The 26,302-nt window shown below is 68.8% G+C and carries 22 protein-coding genes, 1 tRNA gene and 1 riboswitch; of the genes, 15 read left to right on the top strand and 8 right to left on the bottom strand.

Annotated features, from left to right (window positions below; genetic code table 11):
* The first annotated feature begins 34 nt into the window (after positions 1-34).
* The 5 genes from ABTV91_RS00975 (at position 35) to purU (ending at position 4,646) form a co-directional block, all read left to right on the top strand.
* Positions 35-1,054 (top strand): ribonucleotide-diphosphate reductase subunit beta, encoded by a 1,020-nt coding sequence (locus ABTV91_RS00975; RefSeq protein WP_433852785.1) that lies wholly within the window; start codon positions 35-37, stop codon positions 1,052-1,054.
* A 163-nt stretch (positions 1,055-1,217) separates the two neighbouring features.
* Positions 1,218-1,622, top strand: coding sequence for an acyl-CoA thioesterase (locus ABTV91_RS00970; RefSeq protein ID WP_433852784.1), 405 nt, complete (start codon positions 1,218-1,220; stop codon positions 1,620-1,622).
* Positions 1,623-1,636: 14 nt separating this feature from the next.
* Positions 1,637-2,509, top strand: coding sequence for an NAD-dependent protein deacetylase (locus tag ABTV91_RS00965; protein ID WP_433852783.1), 873 nt, complete (start codon positions 1,637-1,639; stop codon positions 2,507-2,509).
* Between the two features lie 72 nt (positions 2,510-2,581).
* Positions 2,582-3,676: an NADH:flavin oxidoreductase/NADH oxidase gene (locus tag ABTV91_RS00960; RefSeq protein ID WP_433852782.1), complete on the top strand. Its 1,095-nt coding sequence runs from the start codon at positions 2,582-2,584 to the stop codon at positions 3,674-3,676.
* A 118-nt stretch (positions 3,677-3,794) separates the two neighbouring features.
* Complete coding sequence (purU, locus tag ABTV91_RS00955; RefSeq protein WP_433852781.1) at positions 3,795-4,646, top strand: formyltetrahydrofolate deformylase; 852 nt, start codon at positions 3,795-3,797, stop codon at positions 4,644-4,646.
* 74 nt (positions 4,647-4,720) lie between these two features.
* Here the strand turns inward: purU and pncA are convergent, their stop codons facing one another.
* The gene (pncA, locus tag ABTV91_RS00950) at positions 4,721-5,344 is read right to left on the bottom strand and encodes a bifunctional nicotinamidase/pyrazinamidase (protein WP_433852780.1); all 624 of its coding nucleotides are present in this window, start codon (positions 5,342-5,344) and stop codon (positions 4,721-4,723) included.
* 137 nt (positions 5,345-5,481) lie between these two features.
* Here pncA and ABTV91_RS00945 point away from each other — a divergent pair, with 137 nt between their 5' ends.
* Positions 5,482-6,174, top strand: coding sequence for an MgtC/SapB family protein (locus ABTV91_RS00945; protein ID WP_433852779.1), 693 nt, complete (start codon positions 5,482-5,484; stop codon positions 6,172-6,174).
* Positions 6,175-6,215: 41 nt separating this feature from the next.
* On the opposite strand, the gene metE is transcribed toward ABTV91_RS00945, so the two are convergent.
* Positions 6,216-8,501 (bottom strand): 5-methyltetrahydropteroyltriglutamate--homocysteine S-methyltransferase, encoded by a 2,286-nt coding sequence (metE, locus tag ABTV91_RS00940; RefSeq protein WP_433852778.1) that lies wholly within the window; start codon positions 8,499-8,501, stop codon positions 6,216-6,218.
* 208 nt (positions 8,502-8,709) lie between these two features.
* Positions 8,710-8,947, bottom strand: a riboswitch (cobalamin riboswitch).
* A gap of 50 nt (positions 8,948-8,997) precedes the next feature.
* On the bottom strand, positions 8,998-9,330 hold the full coding sequence (locus ABTV91_RS00935; RefSeq protein ID WP_433852777.1) for an SMR family transporter: 333 nt from the start codon (positions 9,328-9,330) through the stop codon (positions 8,998-9,000).
* A 184-nt stretch (positions 9,331-9,514) separates the two neighbouring features.
* Here ABTV91_RS00935 and dusA point away from each other — a divergent pair, with 184 nt between their 5' ends.
* From dusA to ABTV91_RS00915, 4 genes are all read left to right on the top strand, one after another.
* Complete coding sequence (dusA, locus tag ABTV91_RS00930; RefSeq protein ID WP_433852776.1) at positions 9,515-10,519, top strand: tRNA dihydrouridine(20/20a) synthase DusA; 1,005 nt, start codon at positions 9,515-9,517, stop codon at positions 10,517-10,519.
* A gap of 186 nt (positions 10,520-10,705) precedes the next feature.
* Positions 10,706-11,077 carry a PepSY domain-containing protein gene (locus tag ABTV91_RS00925; protein ID WP_433852775.1) on the top strand — a complete coding sequence of 124 codons (372 nt, stop codon included), beginning with the start codon at positions 10,706-10,708 and terminating at the stop codon, positions 11,075-11,077.
* A gap of 70 nt (positions 11,078-11,147) precedes the next feature.
* Positions 11,148-11,831: a response regulator transcription factor gene (locus ABTV91_RS00920; RefSeq protein WP_053520384.1), complete on the top strand. Its 684-nt coding sequence runs from the start codon at positions 11,148-11,150 to the stop codon at positions 11,829-11,831.
* A gap of 21 nt (positions 11,832-11,852) precedes the next feature.
* Complete coding sequence (locus tag ABTV91_RS00915; RefSeq protein WP_433852774.1) at positions 11,853-13,280, top strand: ATP-binding protein; 1,428 nt, start codon at positions 11,853-11,855, stop codon at positions 13,278-13,280.
* Positions 13,281-13,370: 90 nt separating this feature from the next.
* Here ABTV91_RS00915 and ABTV91_RS00910 read toward each other — a convergent pair whose 3' ends face one another.
* On the bottom strand, positions 13,371-14,171 hold the full coding sequence (locus ABTV91_RS00910; RefSeq protein WP_433852773.1) for a zinc-dependent peptidase: 801 nt from the start codon (positions 14,169-14,171) through the stop codon (positions 13,371-13,373).
* Positions 14,138-14,425 carry a hypothetical protein gene (locus ABTV91_RS00905; protein WP_433852772.1) on the bottom strand — a complete coding sequence of 96 codons (288 nt, stop codon included), beginning with the start codon at positions 14,423-14,425 and terminating at the stop codon, positions 14,138-14,140. Before ABTV91_RS00905 ends, ABTV91_RS00910 begins: the two co-directional genes overlap by 34 nt.
* 117 nt (positions 14,426-14,542) lie before the next feature.
* Here ABTV91_RS00905 and birA point away from each other — a divergent pair, with 117 nt between their 5' ends.
* The 4 genes from birA (at position 14,543) to ABTV91_RS00885 (ending at position 17,109) form a co-directional block, all read left to right on the top strand.
* Positions 14,543-15,508 carry a bifunctional biotin--[acetyl-CoA-carboxylase] ligase/biotin operon repressor BirA gene (birA, locus tag ABTV91_RS00900; RefSeq protein ID WP_433852771.1) on the top strand — a complete coding sequence of 322 codons (966 nt, stop codon included), beginning with the start codon at positions 14,543-14,545 and terminating at the stop codon, positions 15,506-15,508.
* Positions 15,505-16,242, top strand: coding sequence for a type III pantothenate kinase (locus ABTV91_RS00895; RefSeq protein WP_433852770.1), 738 nt, complete (start codon positions 15,505-15,507; stop codon positions 16,240-16,242). The genes birA and ABTV91_RS00895 overlap by 4 nt, the downstream gene beginning before the upstream one ends.
* A gap of 9 nt (positions 16,243-16,251) precedes the next feature.
* Positions 16,252-16,989, top strand: a complete 738-nt coding sequence (locus ABTV91_RS00890; protein ID WP_433852769.1) for an SPOR domain-containing protein — start codon at positions 16,252-16,254, stop codon at positions 16,987-16,989.
* A gap of 44 nt (positions 16,990-17,033) precedes the next feature.
* A tRNA-Thr gene (locus ABTV91_RS00885) sits at positions 17,034-17,109 on the top strand.
* Between the two features lie 56 nt (positions 17,110-17,165).
* Here ABTV91_RS00885 and ABTV91_RS00880 read toward each other — a convergent pair.
* The 3 genes from ABTV91_RS00880 to ABTV91_RS00870 form a co-directional block, all read right to left on the bottom strand.
* Positions 17,166-19,976: a bifunctional diguanylate cyclase/phosphodiesterase gene (locus ABTV91_RS00880; protein WP_433852768.1), complete on the bottom strand. Its 2,811-nt coding sequence runs from the start codon at positions 19,974-19,976 to the stop codon at positions 17,166-17,168.
* A gap of 166 nt (positions 19,977-20,142) precedes the next feature.
* Positions 20,143-22,497 (bottom strand): methyl-accepting chemotaxis protein, encoded by a 2,355-nt coding sequence (locus tag ABTV91_RS00875; RefSeq protein WP_433852767.1) that lies wholly within the window; start codon positions 22,495-22,497, stop codon positions 20,143-20,145.
* Between the two features lie 70 nt (positions 22,498-22,567).
* The gene (locus ABTV91_RS00870) at positions 22,568-24,790 is read right to left on the bottom strand and encodes a methyl-accepting chemotaxis protein (protein ID WP_433852766.1); all 2,223 of its coding nucleotides are present in this window, start codon (positions 24,788-24,790) and stop codon (positions 22,568-22,570) included.
* Between the two features lie 461 nt (positions 24,791-25,251).
* Here ABTV91_RS00870 and ABTV91_RS00865 point away from each other — a divergent pair, with 461 nt between their 5' ends.
* Entirely contained in the window at positions 25,252-26,055 is an 804-nt protein-coding gene (locus tag ABTV91_RS00865) for a helix-turn-helix transcriptional regulator (protein WP_433852765.1), read from the top strand.
* The last annotated feature ends 247 nt before the right edge of the window (positions 26,056-26,302 follow it).

Here is a 26,302-nt window from a genome sequence, read left to right as displayed (position 1 = left end):
TTCTCCCGTAGGGAGAAGGAAAAAGGAGTCATCCATGTCCGCACAACCCCGCCAGATGCTGCTCGATCCGGGCTTCGAACTGACCCTGCGCCCGATGCGCTACCCGGACTTCTACGAGATGTACCGCAACGCGATCAAGAACACCTGGACGGTGGACGAGATCAACTTCCAGATCGACATCACCGACCTGCACCACAAGATGACGCCGGCCGACCGCCACCTGATCCACCGGCTGGTCGCCTTCTTCGCCACCGGCGATTCCATCGTCTCCAACAACCTGGTGCTGAACCTGTACCAGCACCTCAACGCGCCGGAAGCGCGCATGTACCTGTCGCGCCAGCTGTACGAAGAGGCGCTGCACGTGCAGTTCTACCTGACCCTGCTGGACAACTACCTGCCCGATCCGGAGGAGCGCTTCAAGGCCTTCGCCGCGGTGGAGAACATCGCATCGATCAAGAAGAAGGCCGATTTCTGCTTCCGGTGGATCGATTCGATCCAGGGCATGAAGCGCATCGAGACCCGCGAGCAGCGCCGCCAGTTCCTGCTCAACCAGATCTGCTTCGCCGCCTGCATCGAGGGTCTGTTCTTCTTCGCCGCCTTCGCCTACGTGTACTTCTTCCGCTCGCGCGGGCTGCTGCCGGGCTTGGCCTCGGGCACCAACTGGGTGTTCCGCGACGAGAGCTGCCACATGGAGTTCGCCTTCGAGTGCGTGCGCACCATCCGCGCCGAGGAGCCGGACCTGTTCGACGCGGCGATGGAGCAGCAGGTCTACGAGATGCTGGCCGAGGCCATCGAGTGCGAAGTGCAGTTCGCCGAGGACGTGCTGTCCGGCGGCGTGGCCGGCATCTCCACGCGGGACATGCGCCAGTACCTGCAGCACTGCGCCGATAACCATTTCGTCAAGCTCGGCATGGCGAAGAAGTACAACGTGCGCAACCCGCTGCCTTTCATGGAGCTGCAGGACGTGCAGGAGCTGACCAACTTCTTCGAGCGCCGCGTCTCGGCCTACCAGGTCGGCGTGCAGGGCGAGGTCGCCTTCGACATGAACTTCTGAAAGGTCCTGTAGGAGCGCACTTCAGTGCGCGATGGGGTCTTACCGGTAGAGCTCCATCGCGCACTGAAGTGCGCTCCTACCGGATTCCGTCGCGGAAACGTCACGCCGGCTACGTCCGCCGCTGCGTATCATCCGCTCTGCTTCCAACGCCGCGAACGCCGCCATGAACACCACGCCCGCCATCGTCCCGCCCACCGAAGTCCGCATGGTGGAGATCGTTTTCCCCAACCACACCAACCACCTGGGCACCCTGTTCGGCGGCCAGGCGATGGCGTGGATGGACAAGGCCGCCTTCCTCGCGGCGGCGCGCTATTCGCGCCGCACCGTGGTCACCGCGCATTCGGACCAGGTGGATTTCAAGCTGCCGATCCGCATCGGCGAGATGGTCGAGACCGTGGGTCGCGTGGTCGAGGTCGGACGCAGCTCGATGACGGTGCAGGTCGAGCTGATCGCCGAGGACCTGCACAGCGGCGAACGCAAGCTGTGCACGCGCGGCCACTTCGTGATGGTGGCGCTGGACGCTGAGGGCCGCCCGGCCCCGGTACCGGCATTGCCGCCGCAGGCCTGAGCCGGGGCGGGGCGATGGCCGTGCTTCCGCAGGACACCGGCATTCCGTCCGCGGCCACGGACACGCGGCTGGCGGAGTTCGTCGCCAGCCACCGCCGCCTGCTGCTGCTCACCGGCGCCGGTTGCAGCACCGATTCGGGCATTCCCGACTACCGCGATGCCGACGGCCAGTGGAAACGCACGCCGCCGGTGGATTACCGCGCGTTCATGGCCGATGCCGCGGTGCGCCGGCGCTACTGGGCGCGCAGCCTGGTCGGCTGGCCGCGCTTCGGCCAGGCCCGGCCCAACGCCACCCACCACGCGCTGGCCGCGCTGGAGGCGGCCGGCAGGGTCGAACTGCTGTTGACCCAGAACGTGGACGGCCTGCACCAGCGCGCCGGCAGCCAGTGCGTGATCGACCTGCACGGCCGGCTGGACGAGGTGCGCTGCATGGGCTGCGGGACGCGCTCGTCGCGCGAGGCGCTGCAGCAGCGCCTGCTCGACGCCAATCCCGCCTGGGCGGCGTTGCAGGCGGCGCAGGCGCCCGATGGCGACGCCGACCTGGAAGGCGATTTCGGCGGCTTCGTGGAGCCGGACTGCACGGCCTGCGGCGGCCTGCTCAAGCCGGACGTGGTGTTCTTCGGCGAGAACGTGCCGCGCGAGCGCGTGGCCGCGGTGCATGCGCACCTGCAGCGTGCCGACGCGGTGCTGGTGGTGGGGTCGTCGTTGATGGTCTATTCCGGCTTCCGCTTCGTCGATGCCGCCGCGAAGGCCGGGTTGCCGGTGGCGGCGGTCAACCTTGGCCGCACCCGCGCCGACGCCCTGCTGTCGCTGAAGATCGAACAGCCCTGCGCGCAGGCGCTGGCCTTCCTGCTCGGCGGTGCGCCGGCAGCGGCCAAGACGCAGTGATCCACCACGCCGGTTGAATCGACCCGGCGCGCGGGAGTGCAATGGGCGCCCCCAAAACCGGATCACCCCCACGTGAGCCACCTGTTCTCGCCGCTGTCGCTCGGCCCGTTGCCGCTTTCCAACCGCATCGTCATCGCGCCGATGTGCCAGTACTCGGCCGACGAAGGCCGCGCCACCAGCTGGCACGCCCAGCACCTGGGCACGCTGTCGCAGTCCGGCGCCGGGTTGATGATCCTGGAAGCCACCGCGGTGGAAGCGCGCGGCCGCATCAGCTGGGCCGACCTCGGGCTGTGGGACGACGCCACCGAAGCGGCGCTGGGCGAGGTGCTGGCCTCGGTGCGGCGCTGGTCGAAGATGCCCATCGGCATCCAGCTCGCCCATGCCGGGCGCAAGGCCTCCACCGCACGGCCCTGGGACGGCGGCGGCGCCATCGCGCCGGACCAGGCGCACGGCTGGCAGGTGGTGGCGCCGTCGGCGCTGCCGTTCAACGACGGCGACCCGGTGCCGCAGGCGCTGGACGCGACCGGCATCGACGCGGTGGTGGAGGCGTTCGCCGCCGCCGCGCGCCGTGCGGTGCGACTCGGGCTGGAACTGATCGAGATCCATGCCGCCCACGGCTACCTGCTGCACCAGTTCCTGTCGCCGCTGAGCAACCGGCGCGAGGACGATTACGGCGGCGCGCTGGAGAACCGCATGCGCCTGCTGCTGCGTGTGTTCGATGCGGTACGTGCCGCGGTGCCGGCCAGCGTCGCGGTGGGCGTGCGCATCTCCGCCACCGACTGGGTGGAGGGCGGCTGGGACGTGGCGCAGAGCGTCGCCGTGGCCAGGGCGCTGGAAGCGCGCGGCAGCGATTTCATCCATGTCTCCAGCGGCGGGCTGGACCCGCGCCAGCGCATTCCGGTCGGCCCGGGCTACCAGGTGTCGCTGGCCAGCGCGATCAAGGCGCAAGTCGCCACGCCGGTGATCGCGGTGGGCCTGATCACCGAACCGCGCCAGGCCGAAACCATCCTGGCCGAGGGCCACGCCGATGCCATCGGCATCGCCCGCGGCATCCTCTACGACCCGCGCTGGCCCTGGCACGCGGCCGCCGAACTCGGCGCGCAGGTGCACGCCGCGCCGCAGTACCTGCGCTGCCAGCCGCACGGCCTGCGCGACCTGTTCGTGTAGGTGCCGGGCTCGCCCGGCACGGGGCTTTCCCGGCAGGGGCTCTGCGGGGCGAGCCCCGCAGCTACGGCGGCCTTGTTTGGTTTCCCCGGAAAATTTCGTGCGTCGCTAGACTCCGCCGATGCGCCCCGACTACATCCTCACGCTTTCCTGCCCGGACCGTACCGGCATCGTCTACCGCGTTTCCGGCCTGCTGTTCGAGGCCGGCTGCAACATCCTCGACGCCCAGCAGTTCGGCGACGAGGAGAGCGGCCGCTTTTTCCTGCGCGTGCACTTCGACATGGCCGCGGCCGGCGAGGAGCCCGCCGTGCGCGAGCGCCTGCAGCGGCTGGGCGAGGCGTTCGCGATGGACTGGCAGCTGCACGACGCGCGCCGCCGCGCGCGGCTGCTGGTGCTGGTCAGCAGGCAGGGCCACTGCCTGAACGACCTGCTGTTCCGCGCGCACAGCGGCCACCTGCGGGTGGACATCGCCGCGGTGGCCTCCAACCACCAGGATTTCGCCGCGCTGGCCGTCTCCTACGGCGTGCCGTTCCACCATCTGCCGGTGGGCGTGGAGAACCGCGCGCAGCAGGAGCGGCAGCTGCTCGACCTGGTCGAACGCGAGCGCATCGACCTGGTGGTGCTGGCGCGCTACATGCAGATACTCTCGCCGCAGCTGTGCGCCGCGCTGGCCGGCCGTGCTATCAACATCCACCACAGCTTCCTGCCCAGCTTCAAGGGCGCCCAGCCCTACCACCAGGCGCACGCGCGCGGGGTGAAGATCATCGGCGCCACCGCGCACTACGTCACCAGCGACCTGGACGAAGGCCCGATCATCGAGCAGGACGTCGCCCGCGTGGACCACGCCATGACGCCGCGCGACCTGGTGCGGCTGGGTAGCGACACCGAATCGCTGGTGCTGGCCCGCGCGGTGCGCCGCCATGTCGAACACCGCATCCTGCTCAACGGCCACCGCACGGTGGTGTTCCGGTAAAGGCCAGGAACGAGAGGGGAGGAACGAGGAACGAGAGAACGGCGGTTTTCCCGCCTCTTCTCACTCCTCTTCACTCACTCCCCGATCCCGATCCCCGCCTCGATCAACGCAATCCGCGTGGCTTCATCGCTGTCGGGCGACACCGGCCGCGTCAGCTCCCACAGGAAACGCACGCGGAAGCCGCTGATGGCCGCGTCCTGCGCGCTCCACAGCACGCAGTAGTCGCGCGCCAGCCCGCACACGTGCACCTCGGCGATGCCGCGCTCGTGCAGCCAGCCGGCCAGGCCGGTGGCCGGGCGGTCGCCGCGCGGGCCGACGTTCTCGCGGAACGCGCTGTACGAATCCACCTGGCGGTCGCTGCCCTTGCGCAGGACCAGGTCGGCGCTGTTCCAGTCCACCTGCGGGTGCAGCCCCGCGCCCGCGCTGCCCTGCACGCAGTGGTCCGGCCACAGCGTCTGCGCATGGCCGTGCAGCTCGATCGACTCGAACGGCCGGCGCCCGGCGTGCTGGCTGGCGAACGAGGCATGGTCGGCCGGGTGCCAGTCCTGCGTGGCGACGACGGTGGCGTAGCGGCGCTGCGCCAGCAGCGCGGCGATGCCCGGCACGATGGCGTCGCCCTGGTGGCAGGGCAGCGCGCCGCCGGGCATGAAATCGGGTTGCAGGTCGATCACCAGCAGGGCTGTGTCATGGCCGTACATCGCATGTTCCGGTGCGGGGGAGCCCTGGAGTTTAACGCCGTGCCGGCCGGCGCCGGTCCGCAGCGCTCGCGGCGCGATGCGGCGTGGCGCGCGCATCGGCCTACACTGCGGCAACGGCACGCGATAGGGAGGCGGCAATGATCCAGTGGTGGGAACTCGGCCTGCGGCTGCTGCTGGCGGCCCTGCTCGGCGCGGTGATCGGCATCAACCGCGGGCGCCTGGAATGGGCGGCGGGGCTGCGCACGCACATGCTCGTCTGCGTGGGCTCGGCGCTGGCGATCATCGTGTCCGCGTTCGGTTTCGCCGACGTGCTGGGGCAGCCCAACGTAGTGCTGGACCCTTCGCGCATCGCCGCACAGGTCGTCAGCGGCGTCGGTTTCCTCGGCGCCGGCACCATCCTGTTCCTGCAGCGCGAACAGGTGATCCGCGGCCTGACCACCGCGGCGGGACTGTGGGCGGTGGCGTCGGTCGGCCTGGCCGCCGGCTCCGGCCTGTACGCGGCGGCGATCATGGCGACGGTGCTGACGTGGGCGATCCTGGCGCTGCTCAAGCCGCTGGAACAGCGCTACCTGCGCCGCCGCGCGCGCAGCGGCCGGCTGCGGCTGCGCGTGGCGGTGGGCACGCCGCTGGCGCGTGTCGAGGCGGCGGCCAGCGACGCCGGCCTGCCGGTGAAACGCATCACCCTGCGCCCGCGCGAGCAGGACAACGACATCGTCGACATCGACTGCGATCCGCCGTTGCCGCGCGAACGGCTGCTGGCCAAGGCCGAGGAACTCGGTCGCGTCGAAGGCGTGATCTCGGTGGAACTGCCGGGCCTGGCCATCACCTGACCGTGGAGGCCCGGCGCGGGCCGGGCCTCCACTGCGTTCCTTCAGGCGACGGGTTCGCCGCGCAGCACCTTCGCCGCCGCCACCATCGCTTCCAGCGCGGCGTGGGTCTCGGCCCAGCCGCGCGTCTTCAGGCCGCAATCCGGGTTGACCCACAGCTTCTCCGCCGGCAGCACCTCGGCCGCACGGCGCAGCAGCGCGACCATCTCGGCGCTGTCCGGGACGCGCGGGGAGTGGATGTCGTACACGCCGGGGCCGACCTGGTTGGGGTAGTCGAAGCGCGCGAACGCGTCGAGCAGCTCCATGCGCGAGCGCGAGGTCTCGATCGAGATCACGTCCGCGTCCAGCGCCGCCACCGCGTCGATGATGTCGTTGAACTGCGCATAGCACATGTGGGTGTGGATCTGGGTGGCGTCGGCCACGCCGCTGGCGGCGATGCCAAACGCCTCCACCGCCCAGTCCAGGTACTGCCGCCGCTGCGCGCGGCGCAGCGGTAGCCCCTCTCGCAGCGCCGGTTCGTCGATCTGGATGGCGGCGATGCCGGCCGCTTCCAGGTCGGCGACTTCATCGCGCAGCGCCAGCGCGATCTGCCGGCAGGTCTGCGCGCGCTCCTGGTCGTCGCGCACGAACGACCACTGCAGCACGGTCACCGGGCCGGTGAGCATGCCCTTCATCGGCCTGTCGGTCAGCGACTGCGCATAGCGCGACCAGCGCACCGTCATCGGCGCCGGGCGGCTGACGTCGCCATAGATCACCGGCGGCTTCACGCAGCGCGAGCCGTAGCTCTGCACCCAGCCGTTGCCGGTGAAGGCGAAGCCGTCGAGCTGCTCGCCGAAATACTCGACCATGTCGTTGCGCTCGAACTCGCCGTGTACCAGAACATCCAGGCCGATCTGCTCCTGCGCGCGCACGCATTGCTCGGTCTGCGCGGCCAGGAAGGCCTCGTAGTCGGCGTCGGCAAGCCTGCCGGCGCGGTGGCGTGCGCGGGCCTCGCGCACCTCCGCCGTCTGCGGGAACGAACCGATGGTGGTGGTGGGGAAGGGCGGCAGGCGCAACGTCGCGGCCTGCAGCGGCAGGCGCCGTGCATGCGGGGTGGCGCGGCGGGCATCGGCGGCGGTGAGCGCGGCCACGCGCGCCTTGACCGCGGCGTCGTGCACGCGCGGCGAGCGGCGCCGCGATTCGGCCGCTTCGCGCGCGGGTGCCAGCGCCGCTTCGGCGCCTGCGCGCCCGTCGAGCGCGTCGGCCAGCAGCCGCAGCTCGCCCAGCTTCTGCCGCGAGAACGCCAGCCAGCCGCGCAGCTCGGGATCGAGCTTCTTCTCCAGTGCCAGATCCACCGGGCAGTGCAGCAGCGAACACGACGGCGCCAGCCACAGCCGCTCGCCGCCGCGATGGCCCAGCGCATAGCGGGCCAGGACCAGCGCGCCGTCCAGCGGGTTGCGCCAGATGTTGCGTCCGTCGACCAGACCCAGCGACAGCACGCGGCTGGCCGGCAGCGCACGCAGCACGGCGTCGAGCTGTTCGGGCGCGCGCACCAGGTCCACGTGCAGGCCCTGCACCGGCAGCGACGTGGCCAGCGCGAGGTTGTCGTCGAGCGCGCCGAAATAGGTGGCCAGCAGGATGTCCGGATGCCGCGTGTCGGCCAGGCGGGCGTAGGCCTGCTGGAAGGCGGCGTGTGCGGCATCGTCCAGGTCCTGCACCAGCGCGGGTTCGTCCAGCTGCACCCACTGCGTGCCTTCGGCTTTCAAGGCTTCAAGCAATTGCGCGTAGACCGGCAGCAGGGTGTCGAGCAGGTCCAGCGGATCGCTGCCGTCGGTGGCCTTGGACAGCAGCAGGAAGCTCACCGGGCCCAGCAGCACCGGCCGCGTCTCGATGCCCAGCGCCTTCGCCTCGCGGTACTCGGCCAGCGGCTTGTCGCCGCGCAGGCAGAAGCGCTGGCCGGCCCGCAGCTCCGGCACCAGGTAGTGGTAGTTGGTGTCGAACCACTTGGTCATTTCCAGCGCGGGCACGTCGATGCCCGGCCGCTGCAGGCCGCGCGCCATCGCGAAATACGCGGCCAGCGGGTCGCGGTCGGCAAGGGCGCGGTACCGGGCGGGGATGGCGTCGAACAGGAACGCGGTGTCGAGCACGTGGTCGTACAGCGAGAAGTCGTTGCTTGGCGGCACGTCCACGCCGGCCTCGCGCTGCAGCCGCCAGTGGCGCGCGCGCAGCGCCGCGGCGGTGGCCTGCAGGTGTGCGGCATCGCTCTCGCCGCGCCAGTGGCTTTCCAGCGCGCGCTTGAGTTCGCGGCGCGCGCCGATGCGGGGAAACCCCAGGTTGGTAACGGTTGTCATGACACTTTCCTCATTGCGTGGGCATTGAGGAACGAAGGAACCGCGCGATGCCGCGCCGGTCCTCCCGGACCCGCACGCCATCCCGCCAGCGACCTTCGCCCCCGCGGGCGAACCGGGCTCCAGGGCGAAGGCAGGCGGCGCCGCCTCGCGGCCGCGCGGACGGTTCCGGCCGCCTCCCCGCGGAGACGCCAGGTCGAAACAGGAGGCGACGCGCCTCCCGGCCCAGGCCGGTATTCGGGCTGATGGACAGGGACGCGGCTGCGTCCGCCTAGTGGCCGTCGCTTCCCGGGCCGTGGCCCAGTGCTCGATGACGGCGGTCGTTTCCATTCACCGCTGCGGGGCAGCTCCGGAATGGCGGACCTTGCGGGCGCGCTTCACCGGATTCCCGTTTAATTCCATCCCTTCATCCGAATGAAGCGATGGAAACCTTCGGCGCGCACACCATAGGTGGGCGCGCGCGGCCGGTCAAGCGACGGCGCGTCCGGGCGGGAGGGGCTCAGTGCGCGGTCGAGCGCGAGAACACGTTGATCACCACGACCCCGGCGCAGATCAGCGCGATGCCGATCAGCGCCGGTAGATCCAGCTTCTGCTTGAACGCGACCAGGCCGATCAGCGCGATCAGCACGATGCCCACCCCGGACCAGATCGCATAGGCGATGCCCGTCGGCACTGACTTCATCACCATCGACAGCAGCCAGAAGCACAGGCCGTAGCCGGCCAGCGCGCCCAGCGTCGGCCACAGCCGGCTCATGCCGTCGGAGGCCTTGAGCAGCGAGGTGGCGATGACTTCCAGGACGATGGCGCAGGCGAGCAGGGCGTAGGCGTTCATGGGCGCATTCTCGCCTCCCGCGGCGCCGGGCGCCGTGCCGATCGCGGTTCGTGCCGTGTCCTGTCTCCACCCGGTGGCGCTGGGAGCCGGCGCGGCCCCGTTCAGGTGCTTCGTTTACCCTTGGCATCCCCTGCGCCGCCCCTGCGCGCAGGCGAAGCCGATTCCACGTCCGGACGAATCCGCCTTGCAGCCGATCCACGACCCGCGTTACGCCGCCTCCCTGCGCCTGTCCGTCGCCCCGATGATGGACTGGACGGACACCCATTGCCGCGTGTTCCACCGCATCCTCGCGCCCGGCGCGCGGCTCTATACCGAAATGGTGCACGCCAACGCGGTGATCCACGGCGACCGCCAGCGCCTGCTCGGTTTCGAAGCAAGCGAGCACCCGCTGGCGCTGCAGCTGGGCGGCAGCGATCCGGCGTTGCTGGCGCAGGCCGCGCGCATCGCCGCGGACTGGGGCTACGACGAGGTCAACCTCAACTGCGGTTGCCCGTCCGACCGCGTGCAGGCCGGGCGCTTCGGCGCCTGCCTGATGCGCGAGCCGGAACTGGTCGGCGAGTGCGTGGCGGCGATGGCCGCGGCGGTGGACATCCCGGTCACGGTGAAATGCCGGTTGGGCGTGGACGAGGACAACGACTACGACGCCTTCGCCGCTTTCGTGGACCGCCAGGTGCAGGCCGGTGCGGCCATGGTCGTCGTGCACGCGCGCAATGCGTGGCTGAAGGGCCTGTCGCCCAAGGAGAACCGCGAGATCCCGCCGCTGCGCTACGACTGGGCCTGGCGGCTCAAGGCCGAACGCCCGGGCTTGCCGGTGGTGCTCAACGGGGGCCTGGCCACCGTCGAGGCCGCGCAGGCGCAGCTGGCGCACGTGGACGGGGTGATGCTGGGCCGTGCGGCCTACCACGACCCCTACGTCCTGCACCTGCTCGATGCGGCGCAGACCGGCGCCACGCCGCGCAGCCGCGAGGACCTGCTGGGGCAGATGCGCCCCTACGTCGAGGCCAGGCTGCAGGAAGGGCTGGCGCTCAAGCACATCACCCGCCACCTGCTCGGGCTGTACCACGGCCAGCCGGGCGGCCGCGGTTTCCGCCAGGTGCTCAGCGAGGGCGCCCACCGCCCGGGCGCCGACTGGTCCCTGGTCGAACAGGCCGTGCAGGTCACCCGCGAGCAGGCAGCGCGCGCCGCCTGAGGCGGCAGCGCGTATTCATTTTGCTCAGGTAGCTGAACGGAGCGGGTCGCGGGCCGGGAGAGTTCAGATCGGATTCACCCCTAAAAATCAAGAATTTGCCTCGATTTCGTGAGTCTCGTGAAAATTCCCGTGGACGCCCGTTTCACGGATTTTGAACGATCCGCCGCAGTCCGATAGGATCACCCCATGCTTCCGGTTCCGCGTCACATTCTTGTCCTTACCGCTGCCGCCGCCCTCGCGGCCGGCATGCCGACGGCGAAGGCCTGGGCCCAAGACGCGGCCATGCGCGAACCGCCCCGCGCCGTCGAGCGCGAAGCCCGGCGTGTCCGCACGCAGGACGCCGGTTCGCTTTCCGACGCGGTGCGGCGTGTGCAGCGCGAGACCGGCGGCCGTATCCTCGGCGCCGAGCGCGTGCCGTACGACGGCCGCGACATCAACCGGGTCAAGTACATGGACGACCGCGGTCGGGTCCGCTACATGGACGACACGCCGCGGTCGCCGCGGGCCCCCCGGGCACCGCGCCAGGTCGAGCTGCCACCACGCGGCGATAACCCCTGAACGGCGATAGTTGTCCCGCAATCCGCTTACACATGCCGGTTTCCGCCGGCCAAGCAACTAGGGAGAGTTCATGCGTATCCTTCTGGTCGAAGACGAAGCCCCGCTGCGCGAAACCCTGGCGGCCCGGCTCAAGCGCGAAGGCTTTGCCGTCGATGCCGCGCAGGACGGCGAGGAAGGTCTGTACATGGGCCGCGAGGTGCCGTTCGACGTCGGCATCATCGATCTGGGCCTGCCCAAGATGTCGGGCATGGAGCTGATCAAGGCGCTGCGCGACGAAGGCAAGAAGTTCCCGGTGCTGATCCTGACCGCGCGTTCGAGCTGGCAGGACAAGGTCGAGGGCCTGAAGCAGGGCGCCGACGACTACCTGGTCAAGCCGTTCCACGTGGAGGAACTGCTGGCCCGCGTCAACGCGCTGCTGCGCCGCGCCGCCGGCTGGTCCAAGCCCACCCTGGAATGCGGCCCGGTCGCGCTGGACCTGGCCGCGCAGACGGTCAGCGTGTCCGGCAGCAACGTCGACCTGACCAGCTACGAGTACAAGGTGCTCGAGTACCTGATGATGCATGCCGGTGAACTGGTCTCCAAGGCCGACCTCACCGAGCACATCTACCAGCAGGATTTCGACCGTGATTCCAACGTGCTGGAAGTGTTCATCGGCCGCCTGCGCAAGAAGCTGGACCCGGACGGCGAACTCAAGCCGATCGAGACCGTGCGCGGGCGCGGCTACCGCTTCGCCATCCCGCGCAACGAGGGCTGATCCGCCGCGCGCGGTACGGGCATGATCTACGGCCGTCTGTGGTTCTTCCGGCGCTGGCGGCCGCGTTCATTGCAGGCGCGCCAGCTGCTGGCCGCCTCGGTGGGCCTGGTGGCCTTCCTGGCGTTGGCCGGCTACGCGCTGGACGCGGCCTTCGCCGGCACCGCGCGCGCCAATCTTTCCGAACGGCTGAAGAATTACGCCACGTCCTACGCCGGCGGCATCGACTTCACCCGCGACCGCTCGCTCTACATCCGCGAGCAGCCGCCGGACCCGCGCTTCGACGTGCCCGGCAGCGGCCTGTACCTGCAGGTGGTGATGCCGGGCCGTTCGGGCAACTCCATGTCCGCCGAGGGGCCGATCCTGCCGGACGTCAGCGCGCGCATGCTGGAGCCGCGCGAGGAGATCTTCGAAGGCCCGCTGCCGATCACCCAGATCGACGGCGCCCCCGGCGAGGTCTACCGCTACGGCATGGGCCTGGTCTGGGGCGGCGACGGCACCCCGGAAAGCGAGTTCCCCTACACCATCTACGTGCTCGAGGATTCGCGCGCGCTGGGCAAGCAGCTGCGCGTGTTCCGCAGCGCGGTGTGGTTCTGGCTGGGCGTGACCGGCCTGATCCTGCTGCTGCTGCAGACCCTGGTGCTGCAGTGGAGCCTGCGCCCGCTCAAGCGCGTGATCAACGAACTGACCAAGGTGCAGCGCGGCGAGCGCGAGCGCATGAGCGAGATGCACCCGCGCGAACTGGAACCGTTGACCGACAGCATCAACGCCTTCATCGAGAGCGAGCGCGAGAACCTGGAACGTCAGCGCAATACCTTGGCCGACCTCGCGCACAGCCTGAAGACGCCGATCGCGGTGCTGCGCACGCAGCTGGACAGCGGCGCCGGCGACGGCGCGCTGCGCGAGGAACTGGACGTGCAGCTGCAGCGCATGAACAACCTGGTGTCCTACCAGCTGGCGCGCGCGGCTTCGTCCGGGCACAAGCTGTTCTCCGCGCCGGTACCGATCGAGGCCAGCGCCGAGGAAATCGTGCGTGGGCTGGAGAAGGTCTACGCCAGCAAGGGCGTGCTGTGCGAGTTCGAGCTGGAACCGGGCGTCAAGTTCTACGGCGAGCCGGGCGACCTGCAGGAACTGCTGGGCAACCTGCTGGAGAACGCCTTCAAGTGGGCGCGCCGCCGCGTGCTGCTGACCGTGCGCGCCATTCCCTGCGCGCCGGGCCGCCGCACCGGCCTGGAACTGGCGGTGGACGACGACGGCCCCGGCATCGCCGAGGAGAACATCGCCAAGGTCCTGCAGCGCGGCGTGCGCGGCGACGAGCGCGTGCAGGGGCACGGCATCGGCCTGTCGATCGTGCAGGACCTGATCCGGGACTACCGCGGCGAGCTGCAGGTCAAGCGCTCCACCGAACTGGGCGGCGCGCGCTTCGAGGTGACGCTGCCGCCGGGCCTGTGATCCGCGCGCCGGCAATCGGCGGTCCCGTAGGAGCGACTTCAGTCGCGACAGGCTCTCCCGGTGAAGCCCCGTTCGCGACTGAAGTCGTTCCTACGGGATCTGCGTCGCGGCAGCGAACGGCGAGGGACCGTAGAAGCGGTGCAGGTGCGCGGCGACCGCCGGCATCTCCCGCTCCAGCAGGCGCGGCGCGGAGAAGTGGTACTCGGTGACCACGGCGAAGAACTCTTCCGGCGCTTCGGCCGCGTAGACGTCGATCGCGGTTTCGTGGCCCGCGTCCACGCGCGCGCAGAAGGCGTCGTAGCTGTGCTGGAAATCGCGCGCCCATTGCCGCTGCCAGTCGCGCGGCAGCGGCGGCGTGCCATCCAGCGCGCCGTCCAGCACGTCGATCTTGTGCGCCATCTCGTGCACGGCCACGCAGAAACCCGCCTGCGGGTCGGCGATGTCGGCCTGCACGTCGGCCCACGACAACAGCAGCGGGCCGCTGTCCCAGGCCTCGCCGATCAGTTCGTCGTCCCACTCGTGCAGCACGCCGGCCGCATCCAGGTGGCTGCGGCGCACGCGGAACGCTTCCGGATATACGACCAGCTCGGACCAGCCATGCAGGCCGTCGCGCCCGAACTCGAGCAGCGGCAGGCAGCACAGCGCCGCCAGCAGCAGGCGTTGGCCGGCGTCCAGCTCCAGTCCCGCCACCGGCGTGATGGTCTTGCGCTGCAGGAAATACGCCGCCAGTTCGCGCAGCCGCTGCTCGCGCGCGCCGTCCAGCGCATGCAGCCACGGGCAGCCCCGGCGCATGTCCTGCCACAGCGTTTCGTCGACGGTGGGGGGCGTGCGCCGCCAGCGGCGCAACAACGACTGGATCAGCGGAACATCCCGGGCAGCAGCCGGTGCCACTTCGGCGCGCGCAGCCGCGGGATGATCTCCTCGTCGCTGCCGCCGCCGGCCTGCGGCGGCGCCGGGATGGCGTGCTTGGGCTGGGACGGGGGTGTGGCGTTGGCCAGGTTCACCGAGGCGGCGGGGACCGCCACGCGTTCCACTTCCCCCGGCGCGTAGGTGCAGCCGTTGCGGGCCGGGGTGTCGATCGCCTCCGCGGCATGCGCGGCCACGGGGACCAGCAGCAGGATCAGGCAATGGGCGGTACGGCGCATCGTCGACATCCGGGGGCGGTTGAGCTCCCGATTCTAGCCTGCTTTCCCGGCCGGATTGGAAGGCCGCGGACGCCTTCACGCATAATCGGCCGACCTGTTGCGATCAGAAGGTCCTTCGTGGACGACCGCCAATTGCTGGCCAAACTGGGAGAGGGCGCCCTTTCCGGCGATGCCCTGGCCCGTGGACTCGGCCAGACCCGGGCCGCGATCTGGAAGCGGATACAGGGCCTGCGGGCCGCCGGCGTGGCCATCGAAGGCCGGGCCGGTGACGGCTACCGGCTGGCGCAGCCGCTGGAGCTGCTGGACCATCCCCAGATCATGGAGCGCCTGGCGCCGGAAGTGGCCGCGTCGGTCGCGTCCCTGGAAATCGCCTGGACGCTGGGCTCGACCAACAGCGAATTGCTGCGGCGCAGCGCGCCTTTGCGCGGCGTCGACATCCTGCTGGCCGAACGCCAGACCGGCGGTCGCGGGCGCCGCGGCCGGCAATGGGCCTCGCCGCTGGCCGCCAACATCTATCTGTCGCTGTCGCGCGCCTTCGCCGGCGGCCTGTCGCGCATGGGCGGGCTGAGCCTGGCGGCGGGCGTGGCGGTGGGCGAGGCGCTGCACGCGCTGGGCTTCGCCGGCGCCGGCCTGAAATGGCCCAACGACGTGCTGGTCGACGGCCGCAAGCTCGGCGGCCTGCTGGTGGAAGGCGGCGGCGAGTTCGCCGGCCCGGCGCGCGCGGTCATCGGGCTCGGCCTGAACGTGCGCATGCCCGCCGGCAGCGCGGACGACATCACCCAGCCCTGGATGGACCTGGACACGCTGGCCGGCGCGCCGGTGTCCCGCAACCAGGTGGTCGCGGTTCTGCTGTCGCACCTGCTGCCGGCGCTGGACCAGTTCGAACGCCAGGGGCTGGCGCCATTTCTGCCGCGCTACGCGGCGCTGGACGTGCTGGCCGGCCGGCCGGTGCGCGTGGAAGAGGCCGGCACCCTGCATGAAGGCATCGCCCGCGGCCTGGCCGAGGATGGCGCCCTGCGCGTCTGCATCGACGGCGGCGAGCGCCATTTCCATGCGGGCGAAGTGAGCGTGAGGGCGCAATGAGCGATTGGCTGTTCGACCTGGGCAACTCGCGGTTCAAGTTCGCGCCGCTGGACGGCGCCGCCGCCGGCAGCGCGCAGGCGTGGGCCCACGGTGCCGAAGCCATGACCGCGGCGGCGCTGGACGCCCTGCCGCGCGGCGATACCGCCTGGGTGGCCAGCGTCGCCGCGCCGGCCCTGACCGCGACCGTGATGGATCTCCTGCGCACCCGCTTCGCGCATGTGCAGGTGGCGCGGACCCTGCCGGAATGCGCGGGCGTGACGATCGCCTACGCGCGCCCGCAAAAACTCGGCGTCGACCGTTTCCTGGCACTGCTCGCCGCGGCCACCGCGCGGCGGCCGGTGCTGGTGGTCGGCGTGGGCACGGCACTGACCATCGATCTGATGGACGCGGACGGACGCCACCGCGGCGGCCGCATCGGCGCCTCGCCCACCGTCATGCGCGAGGCGCTGCACGCACGCGCGGTGCAGTTGCCGGCCGCTGGCGGCGACTACGCGGAGTTCGCCAACGACACCGCCGACGCGCTGGCCTCCGGGTGCGACGGCGCGGCGGTGGCGCTGGTCGAACGCAGCCTGCGGCACGGCACGGACCTGCTCGGCGCGGCGCCCGCCCTGCTGATGCATGGCGGCGGCGCGGCGCCGCTGCTGCCGCTGCTGCCGCAGGCGGAGCACCGCCCGGCTCTGGTGCTCGACGGACTGGCGCGCTGGGCCGTGCACCAGCGGCCGCTAGGACGCTAGGATCGCGCCATGCTGATCCGCTTCCTGATCGTCGCACTGGCCATCCTCAACCTCGGTGTCGCGCTGTGGTGGATGGTGCCGCGCCCGGCGCCCGCCGTGATGCCCGAGCCCGCCGAAGCCGGTGTCGCGACGCTGGAACTCGTTCCCATGGAGGCATCGGTAGCCGCCGTACTGCCCCCAGCGGCACCGGCCGTGGCGGCGCCGGCTCCGGAGCCCGCTGCGGCCGGCGCGCCTGTGGAAACCGAAAAGGCCGTCACGGCGGCCGGGCCCGCCGCGGCGGTGCCGGAGCGTTGTGCCAGCTTCGGACCGTTCGACAGCCGGGAGAACGCGCAGTCGGCGTTGACCGTGCTGGGCAAGGACGTGCTCCGTTCGCGGCTGCGCGAAGTGCCGCCCAAGACGGCGACCAGTTACCGCGTTCTCATCCCGCCGGCGGCCAGCCGCGAGGAAGCGCAGGCGATGGTCAAGCGCATCGTCGAGGCCGGTTTCAGCGACTACTTCATCATTGCCCAGGGCGAGGACGCCAACGCGGTGGCGCTGGGCCAGTACCGCAACCGCGAAGGCGCCGAGCGGCGGCTTTCCGCGCTGACGGCAGCCGGCTTTCCCGCGCGCATCGTCGACAACGGCGCCGGTGCCGCCGCCGTTTGGTGGCTGGATGCGGCCCATGCCGGAACCGTCTCTGCGGCGGGCCTGCAGAAACGCAGCGGCGCGGCGCAGCACCAATCGCTCGACTGCGCCCGCCTGCGCTAGAATGCCGGCCGGATGCGCCGCAACGGCCGCATTCCCGAGCCATCGCCGCTTTAGCTCAGTCGGTAGAGCAACTGTCTTGTAAACAGTAGGTCATCCGTTCGATTCGGATAAGCGGCACCATCGCTCGATCCAGCAGCGCCCGGCACGCCTGCCCGTTGCCGCGCATCCGGCGACGCTCATCGCAGTTCGGCCGGCTTGCCGAACAGGTAGCCCTGGAACTTCTGGCAACCGTGGCTGAGCAGCCGGGCGTGCTGGGCTTCGTTCTCCACGCCCTCGGCCACGACCTCCACTCCCATCGACGTCGCCAGCGCGAGGATCATCTTGACGATGGCCATGTCGTCCGTGCTGTTCTGGATATCGCGCACGAACGAACGGTCGATCTTGAGCTGCTCCACCGGCAGCTGCCGGAGATAGCTCAACGAGGAATACCCGGTGCCGAAATCGTCGAGCGAGAAGCGCACCCCGCGCTCGCGCAGCAGCTGCATCTTCCCGATCACGGCGTCGAGGTTGGTGTGCAGCATGCTTTCGGTCAGCTCCAGCCGCAGGCATCGCGGATTGGCGCCCGTGCGATCGAGCACGGTCTCCACGCTGGAGACGAACTCGGGATCGTGGAGCTGGCGTGCGCTGACGTTCACCGACACGCTCCATTGCGAACGGAGCGGGTCGTCCGCCCAGGCCTTGATCTGCAGGCAGGCGTTCACCAGCACCCAGATGCCGAACGGCAGGATCACGTTGATCTGCTCGGCCAGCGGAATGAAGACATCCGGCGGCACCATGCCCAGGGTGGGGTGCTGCCAGCGGAGCAGCGCCTCATGGCCGGTCACGCGCATTTCCACGTCCACGATGGGCTGGTAGTGGAGGCGCAGCTGGTCGTCCTCGATGGCGCGGCGCAGGTCGCGCAGCAGGCCGATCCGGCTTGCCATCTCGGCCTGCAGGCGTGGATCGAAGAACTGCAGCGCGTTGCGGCCGCTTTCCTTGGCCTTGTAAAGCGCCTGGTCGGCTCGCTGCATCAGCTCGCTGGCGTCATGGTCGCTGTGGATCATGCTGATGCCGATGCTGGCGGTGACGTTCAGTACCGTACTGCCGAGCCGGTAGGGCTGGGCCAGGGCATTGCGCATGCGCTCGCCGATGTCGGCGGCGCGCGTGATGGCTTCCTTCGATGTGGCACCCAGGTTGTGGAACAGCACGCAGAACTCGTCACCGCCCAATCGCACGATGACGTCGTCGGGGCGGGCGGCTTCCTTCAGGCGGGCGGCCACCTGCTGCAGCAGGCTGTCGCCCTGCGGGTGGCCCTGGGTGTCGTTGATCTCCTTGAAGTGATCCAGGTCGATCATCGCCAGTGCGCCGACACCGCTCATCTGCTGCGCACGCTCGGCGGCCAGCGCGAGCTGTTCCATCATCAACCGCCGGTTGCCCAGTCCGGTCAGGGCGTCATGGTACGCAAGCCGTCGGGCCTCCTTCTCGGCCAGCTTGCGCTGGGTGATGTCCGCGCGGATGGCGATGTACTGCGCAGGCCGGCCCCTGTCGCCCAGCAACGGCACGATGGTGGTCTGCACCCAGTACAGCGAACCGTCCTTGGCGCGGTTGCAGACATCCCCGTTCCACACCCTGCCGCGGCCGATCGTGGCCCACATCTCCTTGAAGAATGTCTTGGAATGCCGCCCGGAGTTGATGATGCGGTGGTTGCTGCCGATCAGTTCCTGCCGCGAGTACTGCGAGATCTGGCAGAACTTGTCGTTGACCCGGGTGATGATGCCCCGGTGGTCGGTCATCGCGACGATCGCATGCGCGTCCAGCGCGGCGCGCAGTTCGCTGGTCTCGCGCGTGGCCAGGTCCAGTTGCTGCTGGACGCGGGTGCGCTCGGTCGTGTCCTGGAGGATGACCAGCACGCCGCGTGTCGCCTCGTTGCCATCGCGGTCGGGGACGGCGATGACGCTGTGGTGGAGCTGCTCTCCCGTGGCCGAGGCCAGGGCGTAATCCAGCTCCATGCGTTCGCCCTGCAGGGCGCCGAGCAGTCCCGGCATCATCTTCGATGCCGCCTCCGCCGGCATGATCCCGGCGATATGCCGGCCCTGCAGCGCGGCCAGCGGATGGCCCAGGCTTTGCTCTGCTGCCGGGCTGGCGAAGCACAGGCGCAGTTGGGTATCGAGCTGCACCAGCCCGATGGGCAGGTTGTCCACCAGCGAACGGTACTCGGCTTCCTTCCTGGCCAAGCGCTGCCGGGACGCCACCATTTCCTGGTAGGGCCGGCGCATGGAAGCCAGGTAGATGCCGCGGAAAATGCACACGTAGGCCAGCACCTTGTAGCCGTGTCCCAGCAGCACGCCAGCCTCGGTCGGGCTGCTCCAGCTGATGAAGGCCAGCTCCCCGATCCCCAGGATGAAGCTCGCCCTGGCCAGGGCGGAGAACAGCGGGCGGTCGCTGCCCGATGCCCGCGCCATCCAGCCTGCCGCCAGCAGATAACCCAGGCACAGCAGGATGCCCAGGCGGGCGTTGAGCGGCATGCCGCCCAGTCCGTCGACGAACAGCGCCGATTGCAGCGCCCTGGCTTGCGGTTCGAGCATTGCCACCAGCAGGCTCGCGGCAATGCCAAGCAGCAGCCAGGCGCTGCGGGGGCCACGCAGGCGCAGGCCGCTGGTCAGCAGTACCAGGCCGAGCAGTTCCACGGTACGTGCAGACAGCCAGAAGAAGATCGCCTTGGGCATGCCGTTGGGAGAAAGCAGGGGCGGCATGCCGCTGTAGGAAAGCGCATGCAGGAAGTCCAGCGTCGCCACCGCCGTGAACACAAGTATCAGGCTGTTGGTCCGCGGCGACGGATACGTATCGAGCGACTGGAAGGCCGTGATGACGACCAGCAGCGACACCACCACCGAAAACATCTCCAGCGCGAAGTGAAGCACCGGCAGCACGCCGGCGTGCGGGCCGAGCAGGTCGACACGCGGCCCATACAGCACGGCAAGCATCGGCAGCACGACCAGCATGCCCATAAGGAGCAGGCGTTCCCGTGGTTGCCTTGCCGGAGGATCCCCTGGCCCAGGCTCTGTCGCCAGCGAAGGCGTCTTGCTTTGAATCTGCGTTTTCATCGGAGTTGCATGTACATCAATGGATGGTTCGTTCCCGGCGACCGGATGGCGTTCTTTCCTGGGCCGGGACCTAGAACTCCTGCCAGTCGCAGCCGTCGGTCGTGGCGGCGGCCGGCGGAGCCGGGCGCGCGCGTTCAGGCGTCTGCGGCGCCGGCGTGGGCGGCACGACCTTGAGCACCGGCCGCGCGGTCGGTGTCGCCTGGGTGGAGGCGGTACGGAACACCGCGACCGCGGACGCCAGGTCGTTGGCCTGCTCTTCCATCGAACGCGCGGCGGCCGTGGCTTCCTCCACCAGCGCGGCGTTCTGCTGGGTGGTCTCGTCCATCTGGGTGACGGTCTGGTTGACCTGTTCGATGCCGGCGCTCTGCTCCTGCGAGGCGGCGGAGATCTCGGCCATGATGTCGGTCACGCGCTGCACCGAAGTCACGATCTCGCCCATGGTGGTGCCGGCCTGGTGCACCAGCGTCGAGCCTTCGGACACCTTGTCCACCGAGTTCTCGATCAGCTCCTTGATCTCCTTGGCCGCGCCGGCGCTGCGCTGCGCCAGCGTGCGCACTTCCGAGGCGACCACCGCGAAACCGCGGCCCTGTTCGCCGGCGCGCGCGGCTTCCACCGCCGCATTGAGCGCCAGGATGTTGGTCTGGAAGGCGATGCCGTCGATGACGCTGATGATGTCGGCGATCTTCTTCGACGAGGCCTCGATATCGGCCATGGTGGTGACCACCTGGCCAACGACCTGGCCGCCCTGCGAGGCGACGCCGGCCGCGCCCTGCGCCAGCTGGTTGGCCTGGCGCGCGTGCTCGGCGTTCTGGCGCACGGTGGAGGTCAGCTCCTCCATCGAGGCGGCGGTTTCTTCCAGGTTGGCGGCCTGCTGCTCGGTGCGGCGCGACAGGTCGTTGTTGCCGGTGGCGATCTCCGCCGCCGCGCGGTGGATGCTGGATGCCGCGGTCTGGATGCGGTCGATGATGCCGGTGAGCTGGATGACGGTGGCGTTGGCGTCGTCGCGCATGTCGGCGAAGGTGCCGCGGTAGTCGCCCTCCATCTGCACGGTGAGGTCGCCCTGCGAGAGCGCGCGCAGCACCACTGAGACCTGCTCGACGCTGCTGCCGATGGCCGCCAGCAGTCCGTTGAGCTGCTCGGAAAGCTGAAGCAGGAAGCCGCTCTTGCCTTCCAGCGGAATGCACCCGGACAGGTCGCCGCTGGAGGCGGCGGTGATGAGTTCGCTGACCTCCTTCTCGATCTGCACCTCGATGGTACGGTCGGCCCACTCGACCACGTAACCGACGCGCCTGCCATCGGCATCGTTGACGGGGTTGATGATCTGGCGCATCACGTGGCCGCCGATGGTGATCTGCGCGCGGTGGGTGCCGCGCAGCTCGCCCAGCAGCCGGCGCTGGTGCGGCGGGTGCTTGTGGAAGATGTCGATGTTGCTGCCGACCAGGGTCTGCATGTCGAACTGGGGCAGATCGCGGCGCAGGTCCTGTTCGGCCTTGCCCAGCATCTCCATCAGCGGGCGGTTGGCGTAGATGATGTTGAGGTCGGCGTCGGCGATCATCACGCTGGTGGTGACCTCGTCCAGCGCGGTGCGGACGCGCAGGTTGGCTGCGGACTGCTGTCTGATCTGCTGGATCTCATAGCCCTGCCGCACCTGCATGGCCTTGATCGACCGCGCGAGGTTGCTGATCTCGCCGTCGCCGAGGATATCGATCGCGGCGGTGTAGTTGCCTTCGGAAATGGAGCGTACCGAGCTGGAGAGCGTGGCCAGCCGCCGGCTGCGTCGATGTGCTTCCCGGACCAGCAGGTAGCCCAGCAGGATTGCCAGCACGCCGCAGGGAAACGCCAACCAGGCGCCCCCTTTCGCCAGGAAGAATCCAAGCATTCCCATCGCCGCCAGTGCGAGCCACTGCATCGCGACCTGGACGTGGTCGCGCCGAAGCAGAAGGTCGAACTGGCGCAGAAGGCGTGGCATCCACGTGGCCCTGACCACCTTGCCGTGGGAAATGGTGAGGCCCGGCTCGCCATTCCGGATGCGGGCGTAGGCCGCCTCGGCCTCCTCGATGGCCTGTCGCGTCGCCTTTCGCCGCACCGACATGTAGCCGATCAGGTTTCCATTTTCATAGCGGGGGGCGAAATGCGACTCGACCCAGTAATGGTCGCCGTTCTTGCAACGGTTCTTGACCATTCCGATCCACGGGCGCCCGGCTTTCAGGTCTTTCCAGAGGTCCAGAAATGCCATTTCCGGCATATCCGGGTGCCGGACGATGTTATGGGCCTTGTTCACCAGCTCTTCGGTGGTGAAGCCGCTGATGTCGAGGAAGTCCTGGTTGATCTCCTCGATCACACCTTTCGTATCCGTCTTGGAAACGATGGTGCAGCCATCGCCAAGAACGATCTCATTCCCGGTTACTGGAAGATTCCTGCGCATACGTGTATCCGCTTTGTCAGAGGGAATGAAACAGGCCCGCGGGACGCGGGCCTGCAGGTGGAAGGTGACGTCAGAACTCCTGCCACTCTTCGGTACGCGCGGCCATCGCCGACTTCATGGGACGTGGGGCGGGGGCGAGCTTCAGGACCTGGGCCGGCGCCGCGGCCGGCTTGCCGGCAGGGCGTGTGGACGAGGCCGGGGTACCGGCTCCCGTGCGGAACACCGATACCGCCTCGGCCAGCTGGGTGGCCTGCTCCTCCATCGCGCGTGCGGCGGCGGTGGCTTCCTCCACCAGCGCGGCATTCTGCTGGGTGGCTTCGTCCATCTGCACCACGGTCTGGTTGACCTGCTCGATGCCGGCGCTCTGTTCCTGCGAGGCGGACGAGATCTCGGCCATGATGTCGGTCACGCGCTGCACCGAGGTCACGATCTCGCCCATGGTGGTGCCGGCCTGGTGTACCAGCTGCGAGCCTTCGGACACCTTGTCCACCGAGTCCTCGATCAGCCCCTTGATCTCCTTGGCCGCGCCGGCCGAGCGCTGGGCCAGCGTACGCACCTCGCTCGCCACCACCGCGAAACCGCGGCCCTGTTCGCCCGCACGCGCGGCTTCCACTGCCGCGTTCAACGCCAGGATGTTGGTCTGGAAGGCGATGCCGTCGATGACGCTGATGATGTCGGCGATCTTCTTCGAGGAGGCTTCGATGGCCGACATGGTGGTGACCACCTGGCCGACGACCTGGCCGCCCTGCGAGGCGACGCCGGCCGCGCCCTGCGCCAGCTGGCTGGCCTGGCGCGCATGCTCGGCGTTCTGGCGCACGGTGGAGGTCAGTTCCTCCATCGAAGCGGCGGTTTCTTCCAGGTTGGCGGCCTGCTGCTCGGTGCGGCGCGACAGGTCGTTGTTGCCGGTGGCGATTTCCGACGCGGCCAGGTTGATGCTGGACGCCGCCTGCTGGATGCGGCCGATGATCGAGGTCAGCTGGGCCACCGTGGCGTTGGCATCGTCGCGCATTCTGGCGAACACGCCGTGGAAGTCGCCGTGCATGCGCACGGTCAGGTCGCCCTCGGCGATGGCGTGCAGCAGTGCCGAGACCTCGGACAGGTTGCCGTCGGTGGTTTCCATCAGCCGGTTGAGGCCGGCCACCATGTCGCGGAAATCGTGCTCGAAGCGGTCCTCGTCGCCGCGCAGGCTGAAGTCGCCGGCGGCCGCGGCGCCGGCCAGGCGCTTGATCTCGGCGTTGATCGCCGACAGGCTGGCCTTGGTCTCGTCCATGGCCTGGGTGATGGCGGCCTTCTCGCCGGGCAGGCGGTCCATGTCCACCGACAGGTCGCCGCGCGCGTAGTGCCTCATCACCTCGATCAGGTGCTGCTGCACCTGCACGTGCGAGCCGACCAGCGCGTTGGTTTCCTGCACCATGCGGCCGTAGTCGCCGGCGAAGCCGGTGGCGTCGATGCGGTAGCTGATGCTGCCGGCGTCGTGCTGGCGCGCCATCTCGCCTTGCGCGGCGATGACCGCCTGCACCTGGCGCTGCATGTGCTGCATCGCGCGCAGCAGGTCGGTGACTTCGTCCTTGCCGGATACGTCGATGCTGTTGTCCAGGCGGCCGCCCGCGATGCCGTTGGCCACGCCCACCGCACTGGCCAGCGGGCGGGTCAGGCTGCGTGTGATCAGCAGCGCCAGGAGTACGCCGAGTGCAATGCTCAACAGGCCGATGCCAAGCGACAGCTTGCCGGTCCAACTCTCGATATCGTGGTATTCGTCACTGCTTTTTCGGGTCAGTTCGACCTGATGTTTGAGCAGGCTGGAGATGCTGTCGTTCCATGCCACGGCGCGCGGACGCAGCTTGTCGAGCAGGACCTGGACGGCCGCGTCGAAGTCCCCCGCCTGCATCAGGTCGTCCAGTTCCTGCGTGGGTACCGCGGCCAACCGACGGGCGTCCTCGATCTCCGCGATCATCCGGTCGCCGGCCGCGTCGCGTGGAATCTTGACGTACTGGTCCCATATTCCATCGTACGCACGGGCCAGCTCCTGGGCGTGCGCCAGGTCCTTGTCGAAGTCGTTGCCGCGCTTGATGAGCATCAACCGTCGATGCATCAGTACGGCATTGTTGGTGTCGAGCATGTCGTTCAACAGGCGCATCTTCACCATGTTGACGTCGGTCAGATACTTGAACTGCTCCGACTTGAGTTTGTTGCCGTACAGGGCGACAACCAGCATGGAGATGAGCAGCAACAGCAGCAGGCCGAAGCCGGCCGCCAGCCGTGATCCAACTTTCAGATTCCTGATAGCAGACATTTCAAACCTTTGTTATGGGAGATATCGGGCGGTGGGCGGCGCTGGTCGTGCGCTGTGCCCACATGCGAGCGGGCCGTCGTTGCGTGGGTGAAATGCCTGGAAGCAAGGGGCTGCACGGTGATGCGCGGTCTGCACGACGCGATCGTTATTTCCCAGCCTCCTGCAATAAACGGACGCTCCGTACCACATCGCATAGGTACGACGGTCGGCAGTTTCGAAGGCGTATTCATCGGTTGCATCTGAACCATGCCCGGCCATGGGCGCTCGCGCCTTCCTATCGGCCGGTGCATCAGCGAATTAAGGCGCCGAAAGGATAAAAATCAAATCAGCTTCCATCACCCCTACTGATTAGTCTGCTGTTCGCAAAATACGCAGACTGGTTAGTGTGGATGGGAAAATCCGCCGGTCCGACAAGGAATGCCCACTGATCAGTGGGGGCGGGCACTTATTCGAACAACATCTTGAAAGAGAAGATGCTCAGCCAGGAACAGAAAGAAGAAATACACACCCTGTGGGACGAACTGGCCGACTTTGGCGCAGACCGCGCCGAAGTGGCATGCAGGCATCTTCAAAGCAGGCTTTGCCACATGTCGGGCGCCTTCAACTCGACCTGGGACGGATCGATCTGCCTCGGTACCAAGCCCGGTTGCCATGACCCGTTCGAGGGCTGGCGCATACCGGTCACGCAGTTGCTCTACCCCATCGAATCCCCTTCAAACAGCGGGGCTTTCAAGGAAATCCACGAGCTCTGGAACCGCGGCGTGGATGCCGATCCGCATTTCATGCTGGCGATGCACGGCGTCGGTCGTTTCCGGGCTTATGGATTGCGCAGGGACATGCCGCCGGAGTGGTTCGACAGCCCGTTCTACCGTAGCCATTTCGCGCGCTTCGGAATCATGGATTCCGTCTGGATCGGTTTTCCGATCAATGCGGATGCCGAATCGCACTTTGGTTTCCATTCCCATGCCCTGTTCACCGACCAGGACGTCGAACTGCTGTCCTATGCGCTGCGCGGGATCAAATGGTTCCACCGCCAGCTGATGATCATCCAGGGCTCGATGATCGCCAAGGCATCGTTGACGCCGACCGAACGCAAGGTGCTCAGGCTGCTGTTGACCAAGGCCTCGGAGAAGGAGATTTCCGAGCAGCTGGGCCTGGCCGTCTCGACCACCCACCAGCACGTCGTTTCCCTGTTCCGGAAGTTCTCCGTCCGCAGCCGTGCGGGCCTGATGAGCCTGTGGCTGAGCGATTCCGGCAATAGATAGACGTTCACCGGCGTATGCGCATGGGGATATCCCGGTAGGCATCGGAACCGGACCGCAGCCGCCACCGGATTCACACTGGAGGAAGAATGCCGCGGTCCGGCACGCGTGGGTTTTAAAGACCACTGGGTGCGTTAGTCCGAGGCGGTCGCGGCAAAAGCGGGTCACTGCTGCCCGGTGGATCATGTCTCCCATCTGCGATGGATGCCCTGCCATCGCACCCTGCGACGTTTCGGATGCCGAGCCATCC

The sequence above is a fragment of the Stenotrophomonas nitritireducens genome (genome assembly GCF_050984405.1).
Classification (GTDB): Bacteria; Pseudomonadota; Gammaproteobacteria; order Xanthomonadales; family Xanthomonadaceae; genus Stenotrophomonas; species Stenotrophomonas nitritireducens_B.
This window is presented reverse-complemented; position numbering and strand designations above follow the sequence as displayed.

Excerpts from the sequence above, each read along its gene's own strand:
- ABTV91_RS00905 (WP_433852772.1), bottom strand. The coding sequence starts at position 14,425 with ATGCGCCGTACCGCCCATTGCCTGATCCTGCTGCTGGTCCCCGTGGCC.
- pncA (WP_433852780.1), bottom strand. The coding sequence starts at position 5,344 with ATGTACGGCCATGACACAGCCCTGCTGGTGATCGACCTGCAACCCGAT.
- ABTV91_RS00945 (WP_433852779.1), top strand. The coding sequence starts at position 5,482 with ATGATCCAGTGGTGGGAACTCGGCCTGCGGCTGCTGCTGGCGGCCCTG.
- ABTV91_RS00970 (WP_433852784.1), top strand. The coding sequence starts at position 1,218 with ATGAACACCACGCCCGCCATCGTCCCGCCCACCGAAGTCCGCATGGTG.
- ABTV91_RS00965 (WP_433852783.1), top strand. The coding sequence starts at position 1,637 with ATGGCCGTGCTTCCGCAGGACACCGGCATTCCGTCCGCGGCCACGGAC.
- ABTV91_RS00935 (WP_433852777.1), bottom strand. The coding sequence starts at position 9,330 with ATGAACGCCTACGCCCTGCTCGCCTGCGCCATCGTCCTGGAAGTCATC.
- ABTV91_RS00870 (WP_433852766.1), bottom strand. The coding sequence starts at position 24,790 with ATGTCTGCTATCAGGAATCTGAAAGTTGGATCACGGCTGGCGGCCGGC.
- ABTV91_RS00975 (WP_433852785.1), top strand. The coding sequence starts at position 35 with ATGTCCGCACAACCCCGCCAGATGCTGCTCGATCCGGGCTTCGAACTG.
- purU (WP_433852781.1), top strand. The coding sequence starts at position 3,795 with ATGCGCCCCGACTACATCCTCACGCTTTCCTGCCCGGACCGTACCGGC.
- ABTV91_RS00880 (WP_433852768.1), bottom strand. The coding sequence starts at position 19,976 with ATGGGCATGCTGGTCGTGCTGCCGATGCTTGCCGTGCTGTATGGGCCG.
- ABTV91_RS00890 (WP_433852769.1), top strand. The coding sequence starts at position 16,252 with ATGCTGATCCGCTTCCTGATCGTCGCACTGGCCATCCTCAACCTCGGT.
- ABTV91_RS00920 (WP_053520384.1), top strand. The coding sequence starts at position 11,148 with ATGCGTATCCTTCTGGTCGAAGACGAAGCCCCGCTGCGCGAAACCCTG.
- ABTV91_RS00895 (WP_433852770.1), top strand. The coding sequence starts at position 15,505 with ATGAGCGATTGGCTGTTCGACCTGGGCAACTCGCGGTTCAAGTTCGCG.
- ABTV91_RS00875 (WP_433852767.1), bottom strand. The coding sequence starts at position 22,497 with ATGCGCAGGAATCTTCCAGTAACCGGGAATGAGATCGTTCTTGGCGAT.
- metE (WP_433852778.1), bottom strand. The coding sequence starts at position 8,501 with ATGACAACCGTTACCAACCTGGGGTTTCCCCGCATCGGCGCGCGCCGC.
- ABTV91_RS00915 (WP_433852774.1), top strand. The coding sequence starts at position 11,853 with ATGATCTACGGCCGTCTGTGGTTCTTCCGGCGCTGGCGGCCGCGTTCA.
- ABTV91_RS00925 (WP_433852775.1), top strand. The coding sequence starts at position 10,706 with ATGCTTCCGGTTCCGCGTCACATTCTTGTCCTTACCGCTGCCGCCGCC.